The organism is Rhizobium sp. RU20A (genome assembly GCF_900155885.1).
Taxonomy (GTDB): domain Bacteria; phylum Pseudomonadota; class Alphaproteobacteria; order Rhizobiales; family Rhizobiaceae; genus RU20A.
The window spans coordinates 166,833-183,013 of record NZ_FTMB01000006.1 but is presented as its reverse complement, the minus strand read 5'-3'; the positions used below and the strand labels follow the sequence as shown (position 1 = coordinate 183,013).

The following is a 16,181-nucleotide window of genomic DNA, read 5'->3' as shown; positions in this document are numbered from 1 at the left end:
AGGAAACTCCGTCCAAATTCAGCCATACCTACCCCTAATGTGCGCCTCGGGGCTTTTCATCCGCAACCGCGGCCTTAAAGAATATCCCGATGATTCGTAGTTTCGAGGTGCGCATGGGCCGTCGCTCATTCTCTCTGCCCGTCAAGACGGCCTTTGCCGCGGCGGCGCTTCTCCTGTCCACGGCCGTCGGTGCCGGGGCCCAGCAACCGGGCACGGTGAAGTCCAATCATGGCGCCTGGTCGATCGTGTGCGACCAGCCGGCCGGCGCCACCGGCGAACAATGCGCGCTGATGCAGAATGTCATCGCCGAGGACCGGCCGGAGGTCGGGCTTTCCGTTGTCGTCCTGAAGACGGCCGACCGCAAGGCGAAGATCCTGCGCGTGCTGGCCCCGCTCGGCGTTCTCCTGCCCAATGGCCTTGGCCTCAATGTCGACGGCAAGGATATCGGCCGCGCCTATTTCGTGCGCTGCTTTTCCGATGGCTGTTATGCCGAAGTGGTGCTGGAAGACGAGCTTCTGAAGACCTTCCGCGCCGGCGCCACCGCGACCTTCATCGTCTTCCAGTCGCCAGAAGAGGGCATCGGCATTCCCGTGGACCTGAAGGGGTTCGGCGAAGGGTATGACGCGCTGCCGTGATCGCGTCGTGGGTTGCCTGCTGTCGCAACGTCTGGAATGGATCGCCCCGACGCCACATCCACCGCCGTCATCCCGGCCCCAGAGCCGGGATCTAGCCAGATCAAGTCCGTGATCTGGAACGACTCTTTAAGCCACGCGGACGCGTGACCGCTGGATCCCGGCTCGGGGGCCGGGATGACGAGTGTGGGACGGTATCGCATGAACCATGCCTGCGTTCTGCAGAAGCACTGTGGACGGCAAAGCACTGTTACGCTCTGCTGTGACTGCCTTCTCTACTCTGGCGCGAGGTCGCTGATAAGGTCTACCCATGCCGCATCCATGAAGCGGGCGAGATCGGCATTCGCTGCATCGCTTTGGGCAACGAGCAGAGATTGCCGCCGGCATTCCTCCACGAGCTCAGGGGATAATATCCCATGAAAGCCCGCCTGTATGCGATCTGCAGACCCCGATTGTTGCACAGGCTGACTTTCCTCGGTCATCGCCACCTCCGATCATTGTCGCAGTATCGCGCTGGTGCACCCTTCCTGCAACCGCCCTCTCCCTGCGCCACCTCTCCTTTCCGTAACTTGCCCTCCCCCCTCGGCATCTCTACATGGGACGGAACGAGATCTTCAGGAGCGTGCCGATGAACACCGATCTTCTTTCCCTTTTCGATGCGGACGAGGCGGCCGTGCAGGCGGTGTTGAAGGAAACGCTGGCGCGGGCCGATGACGGCGAACTCTACCTCGAGCACGCGCAGGCGGAATCGCTCTCCTTCGACAATGGGCGCCTGAAAGGCGGCAGCTTCAACACCGATCAGGGGTTTGGCCTGCGGGCCGTGGCCGGCGAAGCCGTTGGCTACGCGCATTCGGGCGACCTTTCGCTTGCGGCGCTGAAGCGGGCGTCCGATGCGGTGGCGCAGGTCACGCGCGGCCATTCCGGCTCCTATGCCGCCGCGCCACAGGGCACCAATGCCCGGCTTTACGGCGACGGCAATCCGATCGGCGAACCGTCCTTCGAGGCGAAGGTGGCGCTCTTGACCGAGATCGACGCCTATCTGCGTTCCAAGGACCCGAAGGTGCGGCAGGTGACGGCGACGATCGGCGCGAGCTGGCAGGTGGTGGAGATCATCCGTGCCGATGGTCACCGCATGCGCGATGTCAGGCCGATGACGCGGCTCAACATCTCCGTCGTCACCGGCGAGGGCGACCGACAGGAATCCGGCTCCTTCGGCATCGGCGGCCGGCGTGGGTTCGAGGAGTTCATCGCCACGGAAAACTGGCAGGCCGGCGCGGAGGAGGCGCTGCGCCAGGCGCTCGTCAATCTCGAGGCGATCGATGCGCCGGCCGGCACCATGGACGTGGTGCTGGGCAATGGCTGGCCGGGCGTGATGCTGCACGAGGCGGTCGGCCATGGCCTCGAGGGCGACTTCAACCGCAAGAAGACCTCTGCCTTTGCCGGCCTGCTCGGCGAGCAGGTCGCGGCCAAGGGCGTCACGGTGGTGGATGACGGGACGATCGGCGAGCGGCGCGGCTCCATCACCATCGACGACGAGGGAACGCCCTCCGCCTATAATGTGCTGATCGAGGACGGCAAACTGGTCGGCTATATGCAGGACCGGCAGAATGCTCGCCTCATGGGCATGAAGCCGACCGGCAATGGTCGCCGCCAGGGCTATGCGCATGTGCCGATGCCGCGCATGACCAACACCTACATGCTGTCCGGTGGCCATACGCCGGAGGAGATCATCGCCTCCGTCAAGAAGGGCATCTATGCCGTTTCCTTCGGCGGCGGGCAGGTGGACATCACCTCGGGCAAGTTCGTCTTCGGCTGCACCGAGGCCTACCTCATCGAAAACGGCAGGATCGGCGCGCCGGTGAAGGGCGCCATGCTGATCGGCAACGGGCCGGACGCCATGCGCCGCGTGACGATGATCGGCAACGACACCAAGCTCGACACCGGCATAGGCAATTGCGGCAAGGCGGGCCAGTGGGTGCCGGTCGGCGTCGGCCAGCCGCATCTGCGCATGGACGCGATCACGGTCGGCGGTACGCAGGCCTGAGGGCAGGACGTAAGGCTTCAGGCAGCCGCGGGCTTCGGTCGCCGGTCTGTGCGACATATTGACCGGCACTGGCGCCGGCCCCTCGTTCTGCCGCCGTGCTGCGGGATTGTCACGATCCGGTTTTGCTACACCGGTGCTAAAGTTTAACAAGGCTTAACGGATCGCTGCTAGTCAGGGTTGATGCGCGGCGGCAGCGGCGACCGCGAGACAGCAAGGGACCAGCCATGTCGATTGCGACGAGAGCCAGGATGGCGGCGCGCCATACCGCGATCCGCGGCGGGCTGATCGCGTCCTTTGCCCTGTCCCGCGGCGGGCTTTTGCGTCAGGCGCGCGGGCGCGGCGCGATCTTCACGCTGCACCATGTTCGTCCCGAGGCGGCGCGGCCCTTCGCGCCGAACGGGCATCTGGAAGTCACGCCCGGCTTTCTGGAAACGGCGATCCTCACGCTCAAGGCCGAAGGCTATCGCTTCGTCTCGACGGATGACCTGGCCGGTACCGGCGACGATCCGGACCTTCGCCCCTTTGCCTGCTTCACGCTGGATGACGGCTACCGCGACAATCTGGAGCATGCCGCGCCGGTCTTTGAGCGCCATGGCGTGCCCTTCACCGTCTATGCCACGGCCGGCTTCATCCAGCGCAGCCACACGCTGTGGTGGGAAACGGCGACGGAGCTTTTGACCCGCAACGACCGGGTGAGCGTGGATTTCGGCGAGGGTCTGCGGACCTTCACGCTGACGGACTATGCGAGCCGCGACAGCGCATTCGATTACATTGCGAGCTTCATTCGCGGCACGCGGGGCACACTCCGGGAAGCGGATGCGGTGGCGAAACTCGATGGCGCGGCGCGGGCCCATGGCATCGATCCCCTGGGGATCACCGAGCGGCTGACGCTCGACCGGGCCGGCATTGCCGCCCTCGCCAAGGTGCCCGGCGCCACGATCGGCGCCCACACCGTCACGCATGCAGCGCTGTCGCGGCTCCCCGATGCCGAAGCGCTGCGCGAAATGACGGCGTCGGCGGATGTGGTTGCAGATATTATCGGCCGGCGTCCCAGCTCCCTTGCCTATCCCTATGGCGATGCACAGGCCGCGACGGCGCGCGAGGAACGCCTCGCACGCGAGGCCGGCTTCACGACGGCCGTCACCACCCGACCCGGCGTTATCGGTCCCTCGCCAGCCTTTGCCATGCTGCGACGCATTTCGCTGAACGGCTACTATCAGCGCGCGCTTTATGTGCGGGCGCTGGCGTCGGGCATCCCCTTCCGCCTGATGGCCGGGTAGGGATGGCCTTGCGGGCAAGGCATGATCCCTTGCCCGCCTGACGCAGCCCGTCTTACGGATACATCCGCACCTTCTCCCAGCCGCCTTCCGGGCTTGCGCGACGGAACTCGACGCGGTCGTGCAGGCGGAAGGGACGGTCGTGCCAGAACTCGATGGAGGTCGGCGCGAGCCGGAAACCGGACCAGTGCGGCGGACGCGGGATGTCGCCGATCGGGTAGCGTGCCGTGTATTCGGCAACGGCCTTTTCGAGCGCAAAGCGGCTTTCGAGCGGGCGCGACTGCTTGGAGGCCCAGGCGCCGATGCGGCTGCCGCGCGGACGGGTGCGGTAATATTCATCCGCCTCGGCATCGCTGACGGGCGAGATCGGACCGCGCAGGCGCACCTGGCGGCGCAGCGTTTTCCAGTGAAAACACATGGCGGCCTTACCGCTGCCCAGAATTTCGCGTCCCTTCTGGCTTTCGTAGTTTGTGTAGAAGACAAAGCCGTTCGTGTCGAAATCCTTCAGAAGCACCATGCGCACATTGGGCAGACCGTTTTCATCGACGGTGGCGAGCGAAAGCGCATTGGGATCGTTTGGCTCGCTGGCACCGGCTTCCTCCAGCCAGGTGCCGAACAACGTGAAGGGCTCTGCCGCTTCCGTGAAGTCACCTGATGTTAACCCTTTTTCATCCATGATCGTCTTCCGATGCTGATTTCTGCGCCTTTGGCGGTGACCAACCGGTGTCACGTTTCAGGACAGCCAGCGACGGTAGACGCCAATGATGCGCGTATCGAAGCCGCCTTCGAACCGGACGGGATTGCCGTGGTAGACATAGCAAAGTCGCTCGAAGACACAATGAGGGATCGCCCCGCGACACGCGGCGCAGCGTCGCGCCTTGCGGCGGTCGCATTCGCCCTGCTTTGCCTCACCGGCTGCATGGGCACGGCGGGCGACGTCCTGAAGATGGACTCGGTGGACCGCAACATCATGACATCCTCCGTGCCTGCGGCGCTCGACGAGACGACTGACGAGGCGGCGGTGCGCAACGCGGTGTCAGCCGCCGATCTCAAAAGCCTCGGTCAGGCGGCCATTCCGTGGGCCAACACACGGTCGGGCAGCGCCGGCGTCATCAGCGTGGTGCGTGAAAGCGCCGATACCGGGCTGACCTGCCGCGATTTCGTCACGACGCGCCATTCCTATGAGGGCATTGCCCGCTTCGAGGGCAGCGCCTGCAAGGTGGCCGGCGACCGCTGGAACCTCGTCAAGTTCGCGCCGCAGAATTGACACAGGCCGACGCATCGCCAGCGGCTCTGCCCCTGGCGACATCTCCGGCGCAAGACAGTGTTAACCATCCTTCGTCAAAGTCGGGTCTTTGTGGCGCATTTGCCGGTCTGATCGATGCCGGCGCCCGCATTTCTAACTTCAGATTAGCAAGTTTGCACGAGCATTTCCCCGACGAGGCCACACAAATGGGTGCGGCCGGGAACGGAGTGCGTGCCTCGACGTTTGTCGAGGAGACGAACCCCATGGGGCGAGATTGAGATGCGTGATCCCTATGCGACCCTCGGTGTCCGGCGCAACGCCGGCCTGGACGAGATCAAGGCGGCATGGCGCAATGCGGCCAAGTCCGCCCATCCGGACCACAATCAGGACGACCCGGATGCGGCCCAGCGCTTTGCCGAAATCGGCCGCGCCTACGAGGTGCTGAAGGACCCGAAGCTGCGCAACCGCTACGACCAGGCACGCCGCGAGGCGGATCTGCGCCGCATGGAGGAGTTGAAAGCCCGCATGCAGGCCGCCAATGCCGCCGCGCAGGCCGAAGCGGAAAAGCCGATCGGCCCTGAGACGGCCGAGGAGATGGTCGACCGCCTCTTCGGCGAGGGCAAGGGCCGGACAGGCGGCCCCTCCCCCTTTTCCGCCCAGTCTCAGGCCCAGGCCCAGTCGCAGGCCCAGGCGCAACCCCAGTATCAGCAGCAGTCGCAGGCCCGCCCGCGCTCCGGCACCGACGAGCGTGGCTTCGACGCGCGCACGGACGCCCGGACGGGCGACAGCGAGCGCGAGGACTGGGCCGAAGGGGACGACGGCGAACGGCCGGCCGCACAGAAGGGCGGCTTCATGCTGCGCCGGGCCGCAGCTCCGGCGGCCGAACTGGTCAATGCCCTCGTCAAGCGGCTGCGCGGCCGCATCGTGGAAAAGACGCCCGATCTCGTCGTGGACGTTCCCGTCACCGTCACGCAGCTGTTTCGCCGCGAGCGCGTGAGCGTGTCGCTGCCGGAAGGCGAAACGGTGAAGATCGCCGTGCCGGCCGGCGCCGTGGACGGCCAGCCCATCCGGCTACGCGAGCAGGGCTACCGGGTCGCGGGCGCCCGGCGCGGCGATGCCGTCGCCATCCTGCGCTTCCAGCGCGACGAGCGCTTCCGGATCGAGGGGCTCGACCTCGTCACGACGATCTCCATCGACATCCAGGATGCCGTGCTCGGTTGCGAACGGCAGGTGGAGAGCCTCGACGGCGCCGCCAGCATCGAGGTGCCCGCCTGGTCCGGCTCCGACAAGGCCGTGCGCATCGCCGGCCGCGGCCTGATGGGCAGCGATGGTCAGCGCGGCGACCTCGTGGTCGAACTGCGCATTGTTCTGTTCGAGAAGCCGGACGAGAAGATCACCGACCTCATGCGCTCGATGAAGCACGGTCTCTATCTCTAGAAATCACCGATATTCCATGACAGATCAATGACATTAACCCAATATTACGGGGACTAACAGTTCCTGATTTGTTGTGCGCTTGAACGCCCCATCGCCCTATGTCATAGGGCAGCCTTGACAAAGTGACGCAGCGGCGCGCCAAAGGCGCCGCATTGACGCGTCTTCTTGCGGGACCGCTCCCTCGCCTGGGTGGCAGCGCCCAGAATGGGGACTGGAATGGTACATGCATCGGGACTGATGACGGGCAAGCGCGGCGTCATCATGGGCGTCGCAAACAATCGGTCGATCGCCTGGGGCATTGCAAAGGCGCTGGCCGATGCCGGCGCGGAACTGGCGCTCACCTATCAGGGCGATGCGCTGAAGAAGCGCGTCGAGCCGCTCGCGAACGAACTCGGCGCGATGCTGGCCGGCCACTGCGACGTCACCGATCTGGCAAGCGTCGATACGGTGTTCGAAACGCTCGAAAAGGCCTGGGGCAAGATCGACTTCGTGGTCCATGCCATCGCCTTTTCCGACAAGGACGAGCTAACCGGCCGCTACCTCAACACCAGCCGGGAAAACTTCACCCGGACGATGGACATCTCCGTCTACTCCTTCACGGCTGTGGCGCAGCGCGCCGAGCGGATCATGAAGGACGGCGGTTCGATGATCACGCTGACCTATTACGGCGCGGAAAAGGTCATGCCGCACTACAACGTCATGGGCGTCGCGAAGGCAGCGCTGGAGGCGAGCGTGCGCTACCTTGCCGTCGATCTCGGCAGCCGCGGCATCCGCGTCAACGCCATTTCGGCCGGCCCGATCAAGACCCTGGCGGCCTCCGGCATCGGCGACTTCCGCTATATCCTCAAGTGGAGCGAATATAATGCGCCGTTGAAGCGGACGGTTTCCATCGAGGAGGTCGGCAATTCCGCGCTCTACCTCCTGTCCGACCTGTCGACAGGGGTTACCGGCGAGATCCACCATGTCGATTCGGGCTATCACACGATCGGCATGAAAGCGGTGGACGCGCCCGACATCTCCGTCGTCAAGGAATGAACGTGAGGGCGCTGCCCGGATTGTCCGGCCGGCGCCCTTTTGTTTTGGCCCTTTTCTTTTGGCGCCGACTGCGCGAAAAGAAACGCCATCTCGTCACGGGCAGACCTTGTTGCCCCCTCTCCCGCCGAAAATCCGGAGTCTATCGTGCTCGTCTACATGGTGCGTCATGGGCAAACCGACTGGAACGCCGAAGGGCGTCTTCAGGGCCAGAAGGACATTGCGCTGAACAGCGTGGGTGAACGGCAGGCGGCGGCCAATGGCAGGGCGCTCAAGGCCCTGATCGGCGCCACGATCGAAGATTATGATTTCGTCTCCAGCCCGCTGACCCGTTGCCGCCAGACGATGGAAGCGATTCGCGGGGAGCTCGGCCTTGCCCGTGACGGGTACAGGCTCGACGAGCGGTTGCGCGAGGTGTCCTTCGGCGACTGGGAGGGCCACACGCTGACGGAGATCGAGGAGCGGCATCCCGACGCCATTGCAGCCCGCGAAGCCTCCAAATGGGACTTCATCCCGCCGGGCGACGCGGCCGAAAGCTACGAAATCCTGTCCTGGCGGGTTGCCGCATGGCTCTCGACCGTGGACCGGCCGACCGTGTGCATCGCCCATGGCGGCGTCATCCGCTCGGTTTTCCGAATCAAGTCCCTGATGAGCGGCGCCGATGCGGCCGTTGCGCCCATCCCTCAGGACCGTATCCTGCGCATTGGAGAGAGCAGCGCGGACTGGGTCTGAGGGCAAGAGACACGGTCGTCGCCCTCCGGATGTCGCCAGCGACCTTTGCCGGACCGGATGGCGTTACTGCGCGATCTGCAGGTCGTTGATGACACGCTTGCCGTCAACTTCCGTATAGAAAACAATCACCTTCACACCGGCCTTCAGGCCTTCGAAGTTGAATTCCTCAGGCGCCTGATACTTCTGGCCGTCATCGAGGGAGAGGCTGAGCTTCTCCGTATCGACGCCGGTGATCACCGCCTCCACGTCGCCGCTCTCGGCCGCCATGCCGGACAGGGGGGAGAGAAGACCCGCGGTGGCGAGAAGTGTCGCTATGATGAAACGCATTCCTGCTGTCCTGCTTGCTGCCGTTGCATGGGCCCGAGCGACGAGCCTTGCTCTCCGATTGTGGCAAAATTTACCGCTGCATTGCAACAGGACGAGCACAGCGCCACCTGTGCGGCCGAGGGGAGGCTCGCCCCCCCCCCGCGCCCGCTTTGGCAAGATGGGGCCCCTCTTCTCCTGACCGATCTTCGCCCTCGGGTAATAAGTCCCTGTTAATATACAATCGAGCATACTCGACCGCTCAAGAGCAGGGGGACGACGCTCAGTGGACATCGGGGACAAGACGGGCCGTTTCCGGCACAGCGTCACAACATCGCGGCCGACCATACTGGTGGCGCTTGTTGCATCCTGCATTGTGCTGTTCACAGGCTATGTCATCGACCGCCAGAATGCTGCGGTGCATCAGAACGAACTGCGCCTCAGCGTCAAATCCGAGCTGGATCAGCTCGCGCTTTCCCTCAAGAGTGAAATCAACCGGAGCATCGTCGCCATCAAGGGTGTCGGCAACGTGTTTTCGGTCAATCCGCGCGTGGCCGAAGCCCTTTTCGAAAGCTATGCCCGCAAGGTGCTCTTGCAGAACCCGCAATTCGTCCGCATCAGCGTAGCGCCGGCCGGCATCGTGTCGATGACCTTTCCCCGCAATCAGGTCATCGGTGCCAATGGCAAGCGGCTCGATCGTTTCGCCACGCAGCGTCAGAGCATGGAGCGGGCGCAGAACAACGCAAGCGCCCTGTTCGACGGTCCGATCCGGCTCCCTTCCGGCGAAAGTGCCTTCAACATCCTCGTGCCGATCTTCACGGAGATCGAGGGAAAATCGACCTTCTGGGGCTTCATGCGGGCTTCGATCGACGAGGCTGAGCTCTACGCCCGCGCAGGCCTGACAGCCGACAGCAATCGGTTGGCCATTGCAATCCGCGATCGTTCCAGTCATGGCACGTCCGTGGACCCCTTCTTTGGGGAAGCCGCCATTTTTGATGACGCGCCGACCACCTCACGGCTCGTTCTGCCCGGCGGGCGGTGGGAACTGGCGGCCCGCCCGTTGCAGGGCTGGGACCAGCCCTCTGCGGATGCCGCACGCATTCGCATGGTCACGATCTCGGCGTTGATCTTCGTCATCGCCATCATCATGCTGTTCGGCGCCGTCCTGGGCGACCGGCAGCGCAGTCGCGCAACCCTGCGCAAACGCAACGACCAGCTGCTGACGCTGTCGCGCCGTCTGGACCTGGCACTCGACGCCTCGCGCATCGGCATCTGGGAAATCGACGTCAGGACGGGCCTCGGGATTGTCGATGATCGCATGAATGCCCTTCATGGCGACCACTTCAGCAACCAGCCGCTGACGGTCGAGACCTGGCTGACATCGCTACATCCCGATGACCGGCTCGATGGCCACAAGGCAATGCTGAGATCCCTCAACGAGGGACTGGCCTATCGCGCCCAGTACCGCGTGGTGCTGCCCTCGGGGGCTGTTCGCACCATTCGCGGCGTCGGCTCGATCGGTGAGACGGACGGCGACCGGCTGATCCTGAGCGGCATCTGCTGGGACGTGACCGACGACGTCGAATTGAATGCCCGCCTTTTGGAGGCCAAGCAGCGCTCGGACGAGCAGGCGGCGATGCTGGAGCGGACGACCCGACGGCTGGAACTGGCGCTCGAATCCTACGAATGCGGGCTGTGGGAAGCCGAACTCGACAATGACCGGACATTCTGGGACCAGCGCATGCACCAGTTGCACGGCAAGGACTATGTGGACGGGCTGACCACGGAGGAGATGTGGCTCTCCTCGCTGCATCCGGACGACCGCGCTGCCGCCCTGGAGAACGTCACGCACTGCATCGCGAACGACCTGCCCTATAGTTGCCAGTCGCGCGTCGTGCTCCCGGACGGCACGGTGCGGCATGTGCGCTCGGTCGGGAAGGCGCATGTCGGCCTTGACGGCCGTCGCCGCCTCATCGGCCTTTCCTTCGATGTGACGAGTGACGTCGAGCTGACCGAAAGCCTGAAGGCCGCCAAGCAGATCGCCGACGCCCGCAACATCGAGCTTGCGAAGGCGAAGGATCGCATCGAGCACAATGCGCTGCACGATCCGCTGACCGGGCTCGGCAACCGGCGTATGCTGGACCGGGAGTTGAACCGCTGGGTGGCCGAACGCGGCGGCACGCTGGAAGGCGTTGCGGTGCTGCATATCGACCTCGACCGCTTCAAGCAGATCAACGACACGCTCGGCCATGCCGCCGGCGACGCCATGCTGGTGCATGCCGCCTCGGTCATCCGCCTCAATACGCGCGCAGGCGACATCGTCTGTCGCATCGGCGGCGACGAATTCGTCATTGTCGTGGCCGACGTACCGGCCGACGGTTATCTGACCGCCATGTCGGAGCGCATCATCGAGCAGATGCGCCAGCCGGTGGATTACAACGGCTTTCCCTGCCGCTTCGGTGTTTCGATCGGCATTGCCCGGGCCCGCAGCCCCAGCACAGACAGCCAGCAACTGCTGGTCAATGCCGACATCGCCCTCTACCGGGCGAAGGAAAGCGGTCGAAACCGGCTGGAATTTTTCAGCGAGAGCCTGCAATCGGCGATCATCACCAGCAAGCGCGTGGCGGACGAGATTCTCGACGGCATCGAGCGCGGCGAGTTCGTGGCCTGGTATCAGCCGCAGTTCGAGGCATCCACGCACAGGCTGGCCGGCGTCGAAGCGCTGATCCGCTGGCAGCATCCGCGCGAGGGTCTCCTGACGCCGGACCGCTTCCTCAAGGTGGCGGAGGAAATCGACGCCATGGCCAAGCTCGACCGGATCGTTCTGGAGCGTGCCGTGCTCGACAGCGCCCTGTGGGCATCGCGCGGCCTCTACATGCCGAAGATCTCGGTCAACGTGTCGGCCCGGCGCCTGCGCGACAGCGCCCTGCTCGAGACGCTGCGCGAGATGAACATCGCCCCCGGCCGGATCGCCTTCGAACTGGTCGAATCGATCTTCCTCGACGAGAGCGACGATGCCGTGATCGCCAATATCGAGGGCGTCAAGAGCCTTGGCATCGACATCGAACTCGACGATTTCGGCACCGGCCATACCTCCATCGTCAGCCTGCTGAAGCTGAAGCCGAAGCGGCTGAAGATCGACCGGCAGCTGGTGACGCCGGTGCTCGGCGCCCATAACGAACAGGCGCTGCTGCGCTCCATCCTCGATATCGGTCGCTCGCTGGGCATCGAGACGGTGGCCGAGGGCGTGGAGACGCTGGTGCATGCGGAGATGCTGAGCACGCTTGGCTGCGACCTCCTGCAAGGCTATGCCTTCTCGCGTCCGCTCTCGCCCGATGCCCTCCTCGATTTCGCCCTCGGCCATCAGCGCAAGGTTGCCTGAGACACCCGGCACAGACCAAGGACGTCATGGGCGTGATCGGCCGGCAAAGGCCTTTCCGTCGCGCCCCTTTATGCAGTAAGAGTGCGGCCGAACGCGGGGGGCCGGTGCGTCCCCTCCCCTGCCACCCTTACCCGGCCACCCCTAGCAGGCCCCTGGCCCCACGGTTTTGCTGATGTCACACAATACGTTCGGTCACCTCTTCCGCGTCACGACCTGGGGCGAGAGCCATGGGCCGGCGCTCGGCTGCGTCGTCGATGGCTGCCCGCCCGGCATCCGCTTCACCCTTGCCGAGCTGCAGGTCTGGCTCGACAAGCGCAAACCCGGCCAGTCGCGGTTCGTGACGCAGCGGCGCGAGGATGATCTGGTGCGGGTGCTCTCGGGCGTGATGATCGACGAGGACGGCGAGACGATGATCTCGACGGGCACGCCGATCTCGATGATGATCGAGAACACCGACCAGCGCTCGAAGGATTACGGCGAGATCGCCCGGCGCTATCGCCCCGGCCATGCCGACTATACCTATGACGTGAAATACGGCATTCGCGACTATCGCGGCGGCGGGCGCTCTTCCGCCCGCGAAACGGCGGCGCGCGTGGCGGCCGGCGGCCTTGCGCGCAAGGTTGTGCCAGGCGTCGTGGTGCGCGCGGCACTGGTGCAGATCGGCAAGCACCGCATCAACCGCGACAACTGGGACTGGGCAGAAGTCGACAACAATCCGTTCTTCGCACCTGACCCGGCCATCGTGCCGGTCTGGGAGGCGTATCTCGACGGCATCCGCAAGGCCGGCTCCTCGGTCGGCGCCGTCATCGAGGTGATCGCCGAGGGCGTGCCGGCGGGGCTTGGCGCGCCGATCTATGCCAAGCTCGACCAGGACATCACCGCGAACCTCATGTCGATCAATGCCGTCAAGGGCGTGGAGATCGGCAATGGCTTTGCGGCGGCCGAAATCACCGGCGAGGAAAATGCCGACGAGATGCGCATCGGCCCGAACGGCCAGCCGATCTTCCTGTCGAACCATGCCGGCGGCATCCTTGGCGGCATTTCGACGGGCGAGCCGATCGTGGCGCGCTTCGCCATCAAGCCGACCTCGTCGATCCTGACCGAACGCCGTTCGATCGACGCCGACGGCAACGAGGTGGATGTGCGCACCAAGGGCCGCCACGACCCCTGCGTCGGCATCCGCGCCGTTCCGATCGGCGAGGCGATGGTCGCCTGCACGCTGGCGGATCACTACCTGCGCGACCGCGGGCAGACGGGGGAGCAGCGGTAGACAAAGAACACCGTTTACTCGGCGGCTTCCAGTTCGGTGATGTTGGCGAGTTCGGCGGCAATGGCCGGTGCCTGCACTTTCAGGTCGTAACTGGCCTGCATGTTCAGCCAGAATTCCGGCGCTGTCTTGAAGAATTTCGCAAGGCGCAGAGCCGTGTCGGGGGAAACACCCACCCTCTCGGCAACGAGACGTTCGATGCGCGTGCGGGGTACACCCAGCCGCTTGGCGAGCGCGTAAGGTGTCAGGTCAAGCGGCGCCAGATACTCCTCGCGCAGAATTTCACCCGGATGAATGGGGGGAAGGATATCCGAAAGCGCCTTGGGCGCATCGCCTTTCAGCTGGGCAGTTGCTTCAGTCATGATAGTCGATGATCTCCACATTTTCGGGCCCGGCTGCCGTCCAGACAAAGCAGATCCGCCATTGCCTGTTGATCCGGATCGAGTGCTGCCCCTGTCGGTCACCCTTCAGTGCCTCAAGCCGGTTTCCCGGTGGCGAGCGCAAATCGTCGAGGCGCGTCGCTTCGTTCAACAGGAAGAGCTTGCGTTGCGCGGCCCGCACGAGGTCAGCGGGAAACCCTTTCGGGGCGAGGCCGGCAGCGACTTTTTCCGTCAAGCCCGCCTTATGCGAAACGATCATCAGCGCCCTCCAAGTCTTGGTATCATATCACGATACCAAGCGAGATCAAGCTGCCTGCACCGGCTGTGAAAGACAAAGCGACGAACGCCGACCCGGTATCCCGGATCGGCGTTTTTCATGTCAGCCCGATCGATCCTCTGAGGTCAATCGCCTCAGAACTCCTGCCAGTCGTTATCGGCGGCTGTCGCTGTTGCGACAGAGGCGCGTGCGGGGGCGCGGCTCGGGCGGGATGGCTGGGTGAGCGGCGCCGGGCGCCGGATGGCTGCGGGGGCGGCCATGGCGTCGGCAACCTGGCGCAGGGCCGAGACGGAGCCATTGGCTGCGCCGTCGAGGACGAACTGGCTGACGAGTTCCTTCAGGCGCGCGGCTTCGGAGGCGAGGCTGGCGGCGGCAGCGGTGGTTTCCTCCACCATTGCGGCGTTCTGCTGGGTCGCCTGGTCCATCTGGTTGACGGCGACATTGACCTGCGAAAGGCCCGTTGCCTGCTCCTGCGCGGAGGTGGCAATGGTCTGCATGTGCTTGTTGATGTGAGCGATGTGCTCGACGATGTGCTTCAGTGCCACGCCGGTATCGCGCACCAGCTTGACGCCGTTATCCACCTCGCCCGTCGATGTCTGGATCAGGCCGCGGATTTCCTTGGCTGCCGAAGCGGAGCGCTGCGCAAGTTCACGCACTTCCTGGGCGACGACGGCAAAGCCCTTGCCGGCATCCCCGGCCCGCGCCGCTTCCACACCGGCATTGAGCGCCAGAAGGTTGGTCTGGAAGGCGATCTCGTCGATAACGCCGATGATGTTTGCGATCTGCTGCGAGCTCTCCTCGATGCGCTGCATGGCGCTCTCGGCTTCGGCGACAACCCGCACGGAATTCGTGGCGCTGCCGCTGGCCTGTTCGGCAACGGTCCGGGCCTCGCCGGTCAGCTTGCTGGAATGGGTGACGTTGGAGGTGATCTGCTCCATGGCGGCGGCGGTTTCCTCCAGCGAGGCGGCCTGCTGCTCGGTGCGCTTCGACAGGTCATCGGCGCCGGCGGCGATCTCCCGCGTTCCGCCTTCCATGCTGAGGACGGCGGCGTTCACCGCGCCAACCGTGCGGGACAGTTGCTCGACCGTTGCGTTGAAGTTGGTGCGCAGCCCTTCGTAAACCTCGGCAAAGCGGGTCTCGATGCGGCAGGTGAGATCGCCGGCCGCCAGACGCTGCAGGCTGCGCGCAAGCGCCTCGGCAGCGACCCGCAGGTCCTGGGCCTCCCGGTCGGTACGCTCCTGATCGGCGATCCGCTTGCGCTCGGCCTCGCCTCGCATGTCCTCGGCCTGCTTCTGCAAGGCGATCCCTTCCAGGCCGTTGCGCTTGAAGACCTCGACGGTGGCCGCCATCTTGCCGATTTCATCACGGCGGTCGGTTTCACGCACGTCGACGCTGTAGTCGCCGGTGGCCAGCGCCGCCATGGTGTCGCGCAGGGCGTTGATGGGGCGCACGAGCCAGGTACGGACGGCGAAATAGGCACCGATCAGGACGAGCAGCGTCGCACCGATCATGCCGAACAGCGTGGATGCCGTGATGAAGTGAACATCGCTCGTCAAACCGTCACTCTTTGAATTCGAAAGCGCAAGCAGTTCGTTGGCGTAGACACGGATTCTGTCGCTGAGCACCGGAAAGCCCGGCTGGCACTCGGCGGCGAACACATTTGTGGCGGCCACGACGTCAGCGGCGGATTTTGTGGCGCGGCCCATGTCCACTGCCCTGGCACACGTGGATTTCAGCAGGGCAGCCCCTTGCGTGGCAAACTCCTGAAGTTGCACCACGTCGGGCAGAGCGGCCTTTGCATCGCCCATCAGACGATCGAAATCGCCGGTCGAACGTTTGAGTTCATTTTCCGCGCGCTCGACGGCAGCGGGATCGCTCAGCATGATGATATCGGCGATCGACGCCCGGCCGAGTTGGAGGGCGCGGTTGGCTTTGGCGAGAGCGACGTTGGCAGCCGTTTCATGGCTGAGAAGCTCGGTGTAGCGGGCATCAATCGAACGCATATTCGTGTTGCTGTAGATGGCCGTACCCAGGGCAAAGGTTGCAAAGCCGCCCAGAATGACCAGCATTTTGGCATTGATGGAGATATTGCGCATCTGTTTCCTGCTTTCAGCGTCTGAACAGTCAATGAGGTAGCGGGTCGCGAACAATCACACTTTTGAAGCAATGAAA

General features: G+C 64.5%; 15 protein-coding genes. 9 read left to right on the top strand and 6 right to left on the bottom strand.

The window, feature by feature from the left end; translation table 11 throughout:
* Positions 1-113: 113 nt before the first annotated feature.
* Positions 114-635, top strand: coding sequence for an invasion associated locus B family protein (locus F3H41_RS15425; protein WP_149739657.1), 522 nt, complete (start codon positions 114-116; stop codon positions 633-635).
* Positions 636-907: 272 nt separating this feature from the next.
* On the opposite strand, the gene F3H41_RS15420 is transcribed toward F3H41_RS15425, so the two are convergent.
* Positions 908-1,114, bottom strand: a complete 207-nt coding sequence (locus F3H41_RS15420) for an antitoxin MazE-like protein (RefSeq protein WP_149739576.1) — start codon at positions 1,112-1,114, stop codon at positions 908-910.
* Between the two features lie 146 nt (positions 1,115-1,260).
* Here F3H41_RS15420 and tldD point away from each other — a divergent pair, with 146 nt between their 5' ends.
* Positions 1,261-2,676, top strand: a complete 1,416-nt coding sequence (gene tldD / locus F3H41_RS15415; RefSeq protein WP_149739575.1) for a metalloprotease TldD — start codon at positions 1,261-1,263, stop codon at positions 2,674-2,676.
* 248 nt (positions 2,677-2,924) lie between these two features.
* On the top strand, positions 2,925-3,956 hold the full coding sequence (locus F3H41_RS15410) for a polysaccharide deacetylase family protein (protein ID WP_244616221.1): 1,032 nt from the start codon (positions 2,925-2,927) through the stop codon (positions 3,954-3,956).
* A gap of 52 nt (positions 3,957-4,008) precedes the next feature.
* Here the strand turns inward: F3H41_RS15410 and pdxH are convergent, their stop codons facing one another.
* Positions 4,009-4,629, bottom strand: coding sequence for a pyridoxamine 5'-phosphate oxidase (gene pdxH, locus F3H41_RS15405; protein WP_149739573.1), 621 nt, complete (start codon positions 4,627-4,629; stop codon positions 4,009-4,011).
* A gap of 162 nt (positions 4,630-4,791) precedes the next feature.
* Between pdxH and F3H41_RS15400 the strand changes: the two genes are divergently transcribed.
* The 4 genes from F3H41_RS15400 to F3H41_RS15385 all read left to right on the top strand — a co-directional run bounded on the left by F3H41_RS15400 (position 4,792) and on the right by F3H41_RS15385 (position 8,400).
* On the top strand, positions 4,792-5,220 hold the full coding sequence (locus F3H41_RS15400; protein WP_149739572.1) for an RT0821/Lpp0805 family surface protein: 429 nt from the start codon (positions 4,792-4,794) through the stop codon (positions 5,218-5,220).
* Between the two features lie 258 nt (positions 5,221-5,478).
* Entirely contained in the window at positions 5,479-6,636 is a 1,158-nt protein-coding gene (locus F3H41_RS15395; RefSeq protein WP_149739571.1) for a DnaJ C-terminal domain-containing protein, read from the top strand.
* 216 nt (positions 6,637-6,852) lie between these two features.
* Complete coding sequence (gene fabI, locus F3H41_RS15390; protein ID WP_149739570.1) at positions 6,853-7,671, top strand: enoyl-ACP reductase FabI; 819 nt, start codon at positions 6,853-6,855, stop codon at positions 7,669-7,671.
* A gap of 144 nt (positions 7,672-7,815) precedes the next feature.
* Entirely contained in the window at positions 7,816-8,400 is a 585-nt protein-coding gene (locus tag F3H41_RS15385; RefSeq protein ID WP_149739569.1) for a histidine phosphatase family protein, read from the top strand.
* Positions 8,401-8,463: 63 nt separating this feature from the next.
* On the opposite strand, the gene F3H41_RS15380 is transcribed toward F3H41_RS15385, so the two are convergent.
* Complete coding sequence (locus F3H41_RS15380) at positions 8,464-8,727, bottom strand: DUF1344 domain-containing protein (protein WP_149739568.1); 264 nt, start codon at positions 8,725-8,727, stop codon at positions 8,464-8,466.
* A gap of 328 nt (positions 8,728-9,055) precedes the next feature.
* On the opposite strand from F3H41_RS15380, the gene F3H41_RS15375 reads away from it, so the two are divergent.
* Together F3H41_RS15375 and aroC are read left to right on the top strand one after the other, a co-directional pair.
* Entirely contained in the window at positions 9,056-12,085 is a 3,030-nt protein-coding gene (locus tag F3H41_RS15375; protein ID WP_149739567.1) for an EAL domain-containing protein, read from the top strand.
* Between the two features lie 172 nt (positions 12,086-12,257).
* Entirely contained in the window at positions 12,258-13,355 is a 1,098-nt protein-coding gene (gene aroC / locus F3H41_RS15370) for a chorismate synthase (RefSeq protein WP_149739566.1), read from the top strand.
* A 14-nt stretch (positions 13,356-13,369) separates the two neighbouring features.
* On the opposite strand, the gene F3H41_RS15365 is transcribed toward aroC, so the two are convergent.
* The 3 genes from F3H41_RS15365 to F3H41_RS15355 all read right to left on the bottom strand — a co-directional run bounded on the left by F3H41_RS15365 (position 13,370) and on the right by F3H41_RS15355 (position 16,105).
* Positions 13,370-13,714 (bottom strand): HigA family addiction module antitoxin, encoded by a 345-nt coding sequence (locus tag F3H41_RS15365; RefSeq protein WP_149739565.1) that lies wholly within the window; start codon positions 13,712-13,714, stop codon positions 13,370-13,372.
* Positions 13,707-13,991, bottom strand: a complete 285-nt coding sequence (locus F3H41_RS15360; protein WP_149739564.1) for a type II toxin-antitoxin system RelE/ParE family toxin — start codon at positions 13,989-13,991, stop codon at positions 13,707-13,709. Before F3H41_RS15360 ends, F3H41_RS15365 begins: the two co-directional genes overlap by 8 nt.
* A 152-nt stretch (positions 13,992-14,143) precedes the next feature.
* On the bottom strand, positions 14,144-16,105 hold the full coding sequence (locus F3H41_RS15355; RefSeq protein WP_149739563.1) for a methyl-accepting chemotaxis protein: 1,962 nt from the start codon (positions 16,103-16,105) through the stop codon (positions 14,144-14,146).
* Positions 16,106-16,181 lie beyond the last annotated feature (76 nt).

Excerpts from the sequence above, each read along its gene's own strand:
- tldD (WP_149739575.1), top strand. The coding sequence starts at position 1,261 with ATGAACACCGATCTTCTTTCCCTTTTCGATGCGGACGAGGCGGCCGTG.
- F3H41_RS15420 (WP_149739576.1), bottom strand. The coding sequence starts at position 1,114 with ATGACCGAGGAAAGTCAGCCTGTGCAACAATCGGGGTCTGCAGATCGC.
- F3H41_RS15360 (WP_149739564.1), bottom strand. The coding sequence starts at position 13,991 with ATGATCGTTTCGCATAAGGCGGGCTTGACGGAAAAAGTCGCTGCCGGC.
- fabI (WP_149739570.1), top strand. The coding sequence starts at position 6,853 with ATGGTACATGCATCGGGACTGATGACGGGCAAGCGCGGCGTCATCATG.
- aroC (WP_149739566.1), top strand. The coding sequence starts at position 12,258 with ATGTCACACAATACGTTCGGTCACCTCTTCCGCGTCACGACCTGGGGC.
- F3H41_RS15365 (WP_149739565.1), bottom strand. The coding sequence starts at position 13,714 with ATGACTGAAGCAACTGCCCAGCTGAAAGGCGATGCGCCCAAGGCGCTT.
- pdxH (WP_149739573.1), bottom strand. The coding sequence starts at position 4,629 with ATGGATGAAAAAGGGTTAACATCAGGTGACTTCACGGAAGCGGCAGAG.
- F3H41_RS15400 (WP_149739572.1), top strand. The coding sequence starts at position 4,792 with ATGAGGGATCGCCCCGCGACACGCGGCGCAGCGTCGCGCCTTGCGGCG.
- F3H41_RS15355 (WP_149739563.1), bottom strand. The coding sequence starts at position 16,105 with ATGCGCAATATCTCCATCAATGCCAAAATGCTGGTCATTCTGGGCGGC.
- F3H41_RS15395 (WP_149739571.1), top strand. The coding sequence starts at position 5,479 with ATGCGTGATCCCTATGCGACCCTCGGTGTCCGGCGCAACGCCGGCCTG.
- F3H41_RS15380 (WP_149739568.1), bottom strand. The coding sequence starts at position 8,727 with ATGCGTTTCATCATAGCGACACTTCTCGCCACCGCGGGTCTTCTCTCC.
- F3H41_RS15425 (WP_149739657.1), top strand. The coding sequence starts at position 114 with ATGGGCCGTCGCTCATTCTCTCTGCCCGTCAAGACGGCCTTTGCCGCG.
- F3H41_RS15410 (WP_244616221.1), top strand. The coding sequence starts at position 2,925 with ATGGCGGCGCGCCATACCGCGATCCGCGGCGGGCTGATCGCGTCCTTT.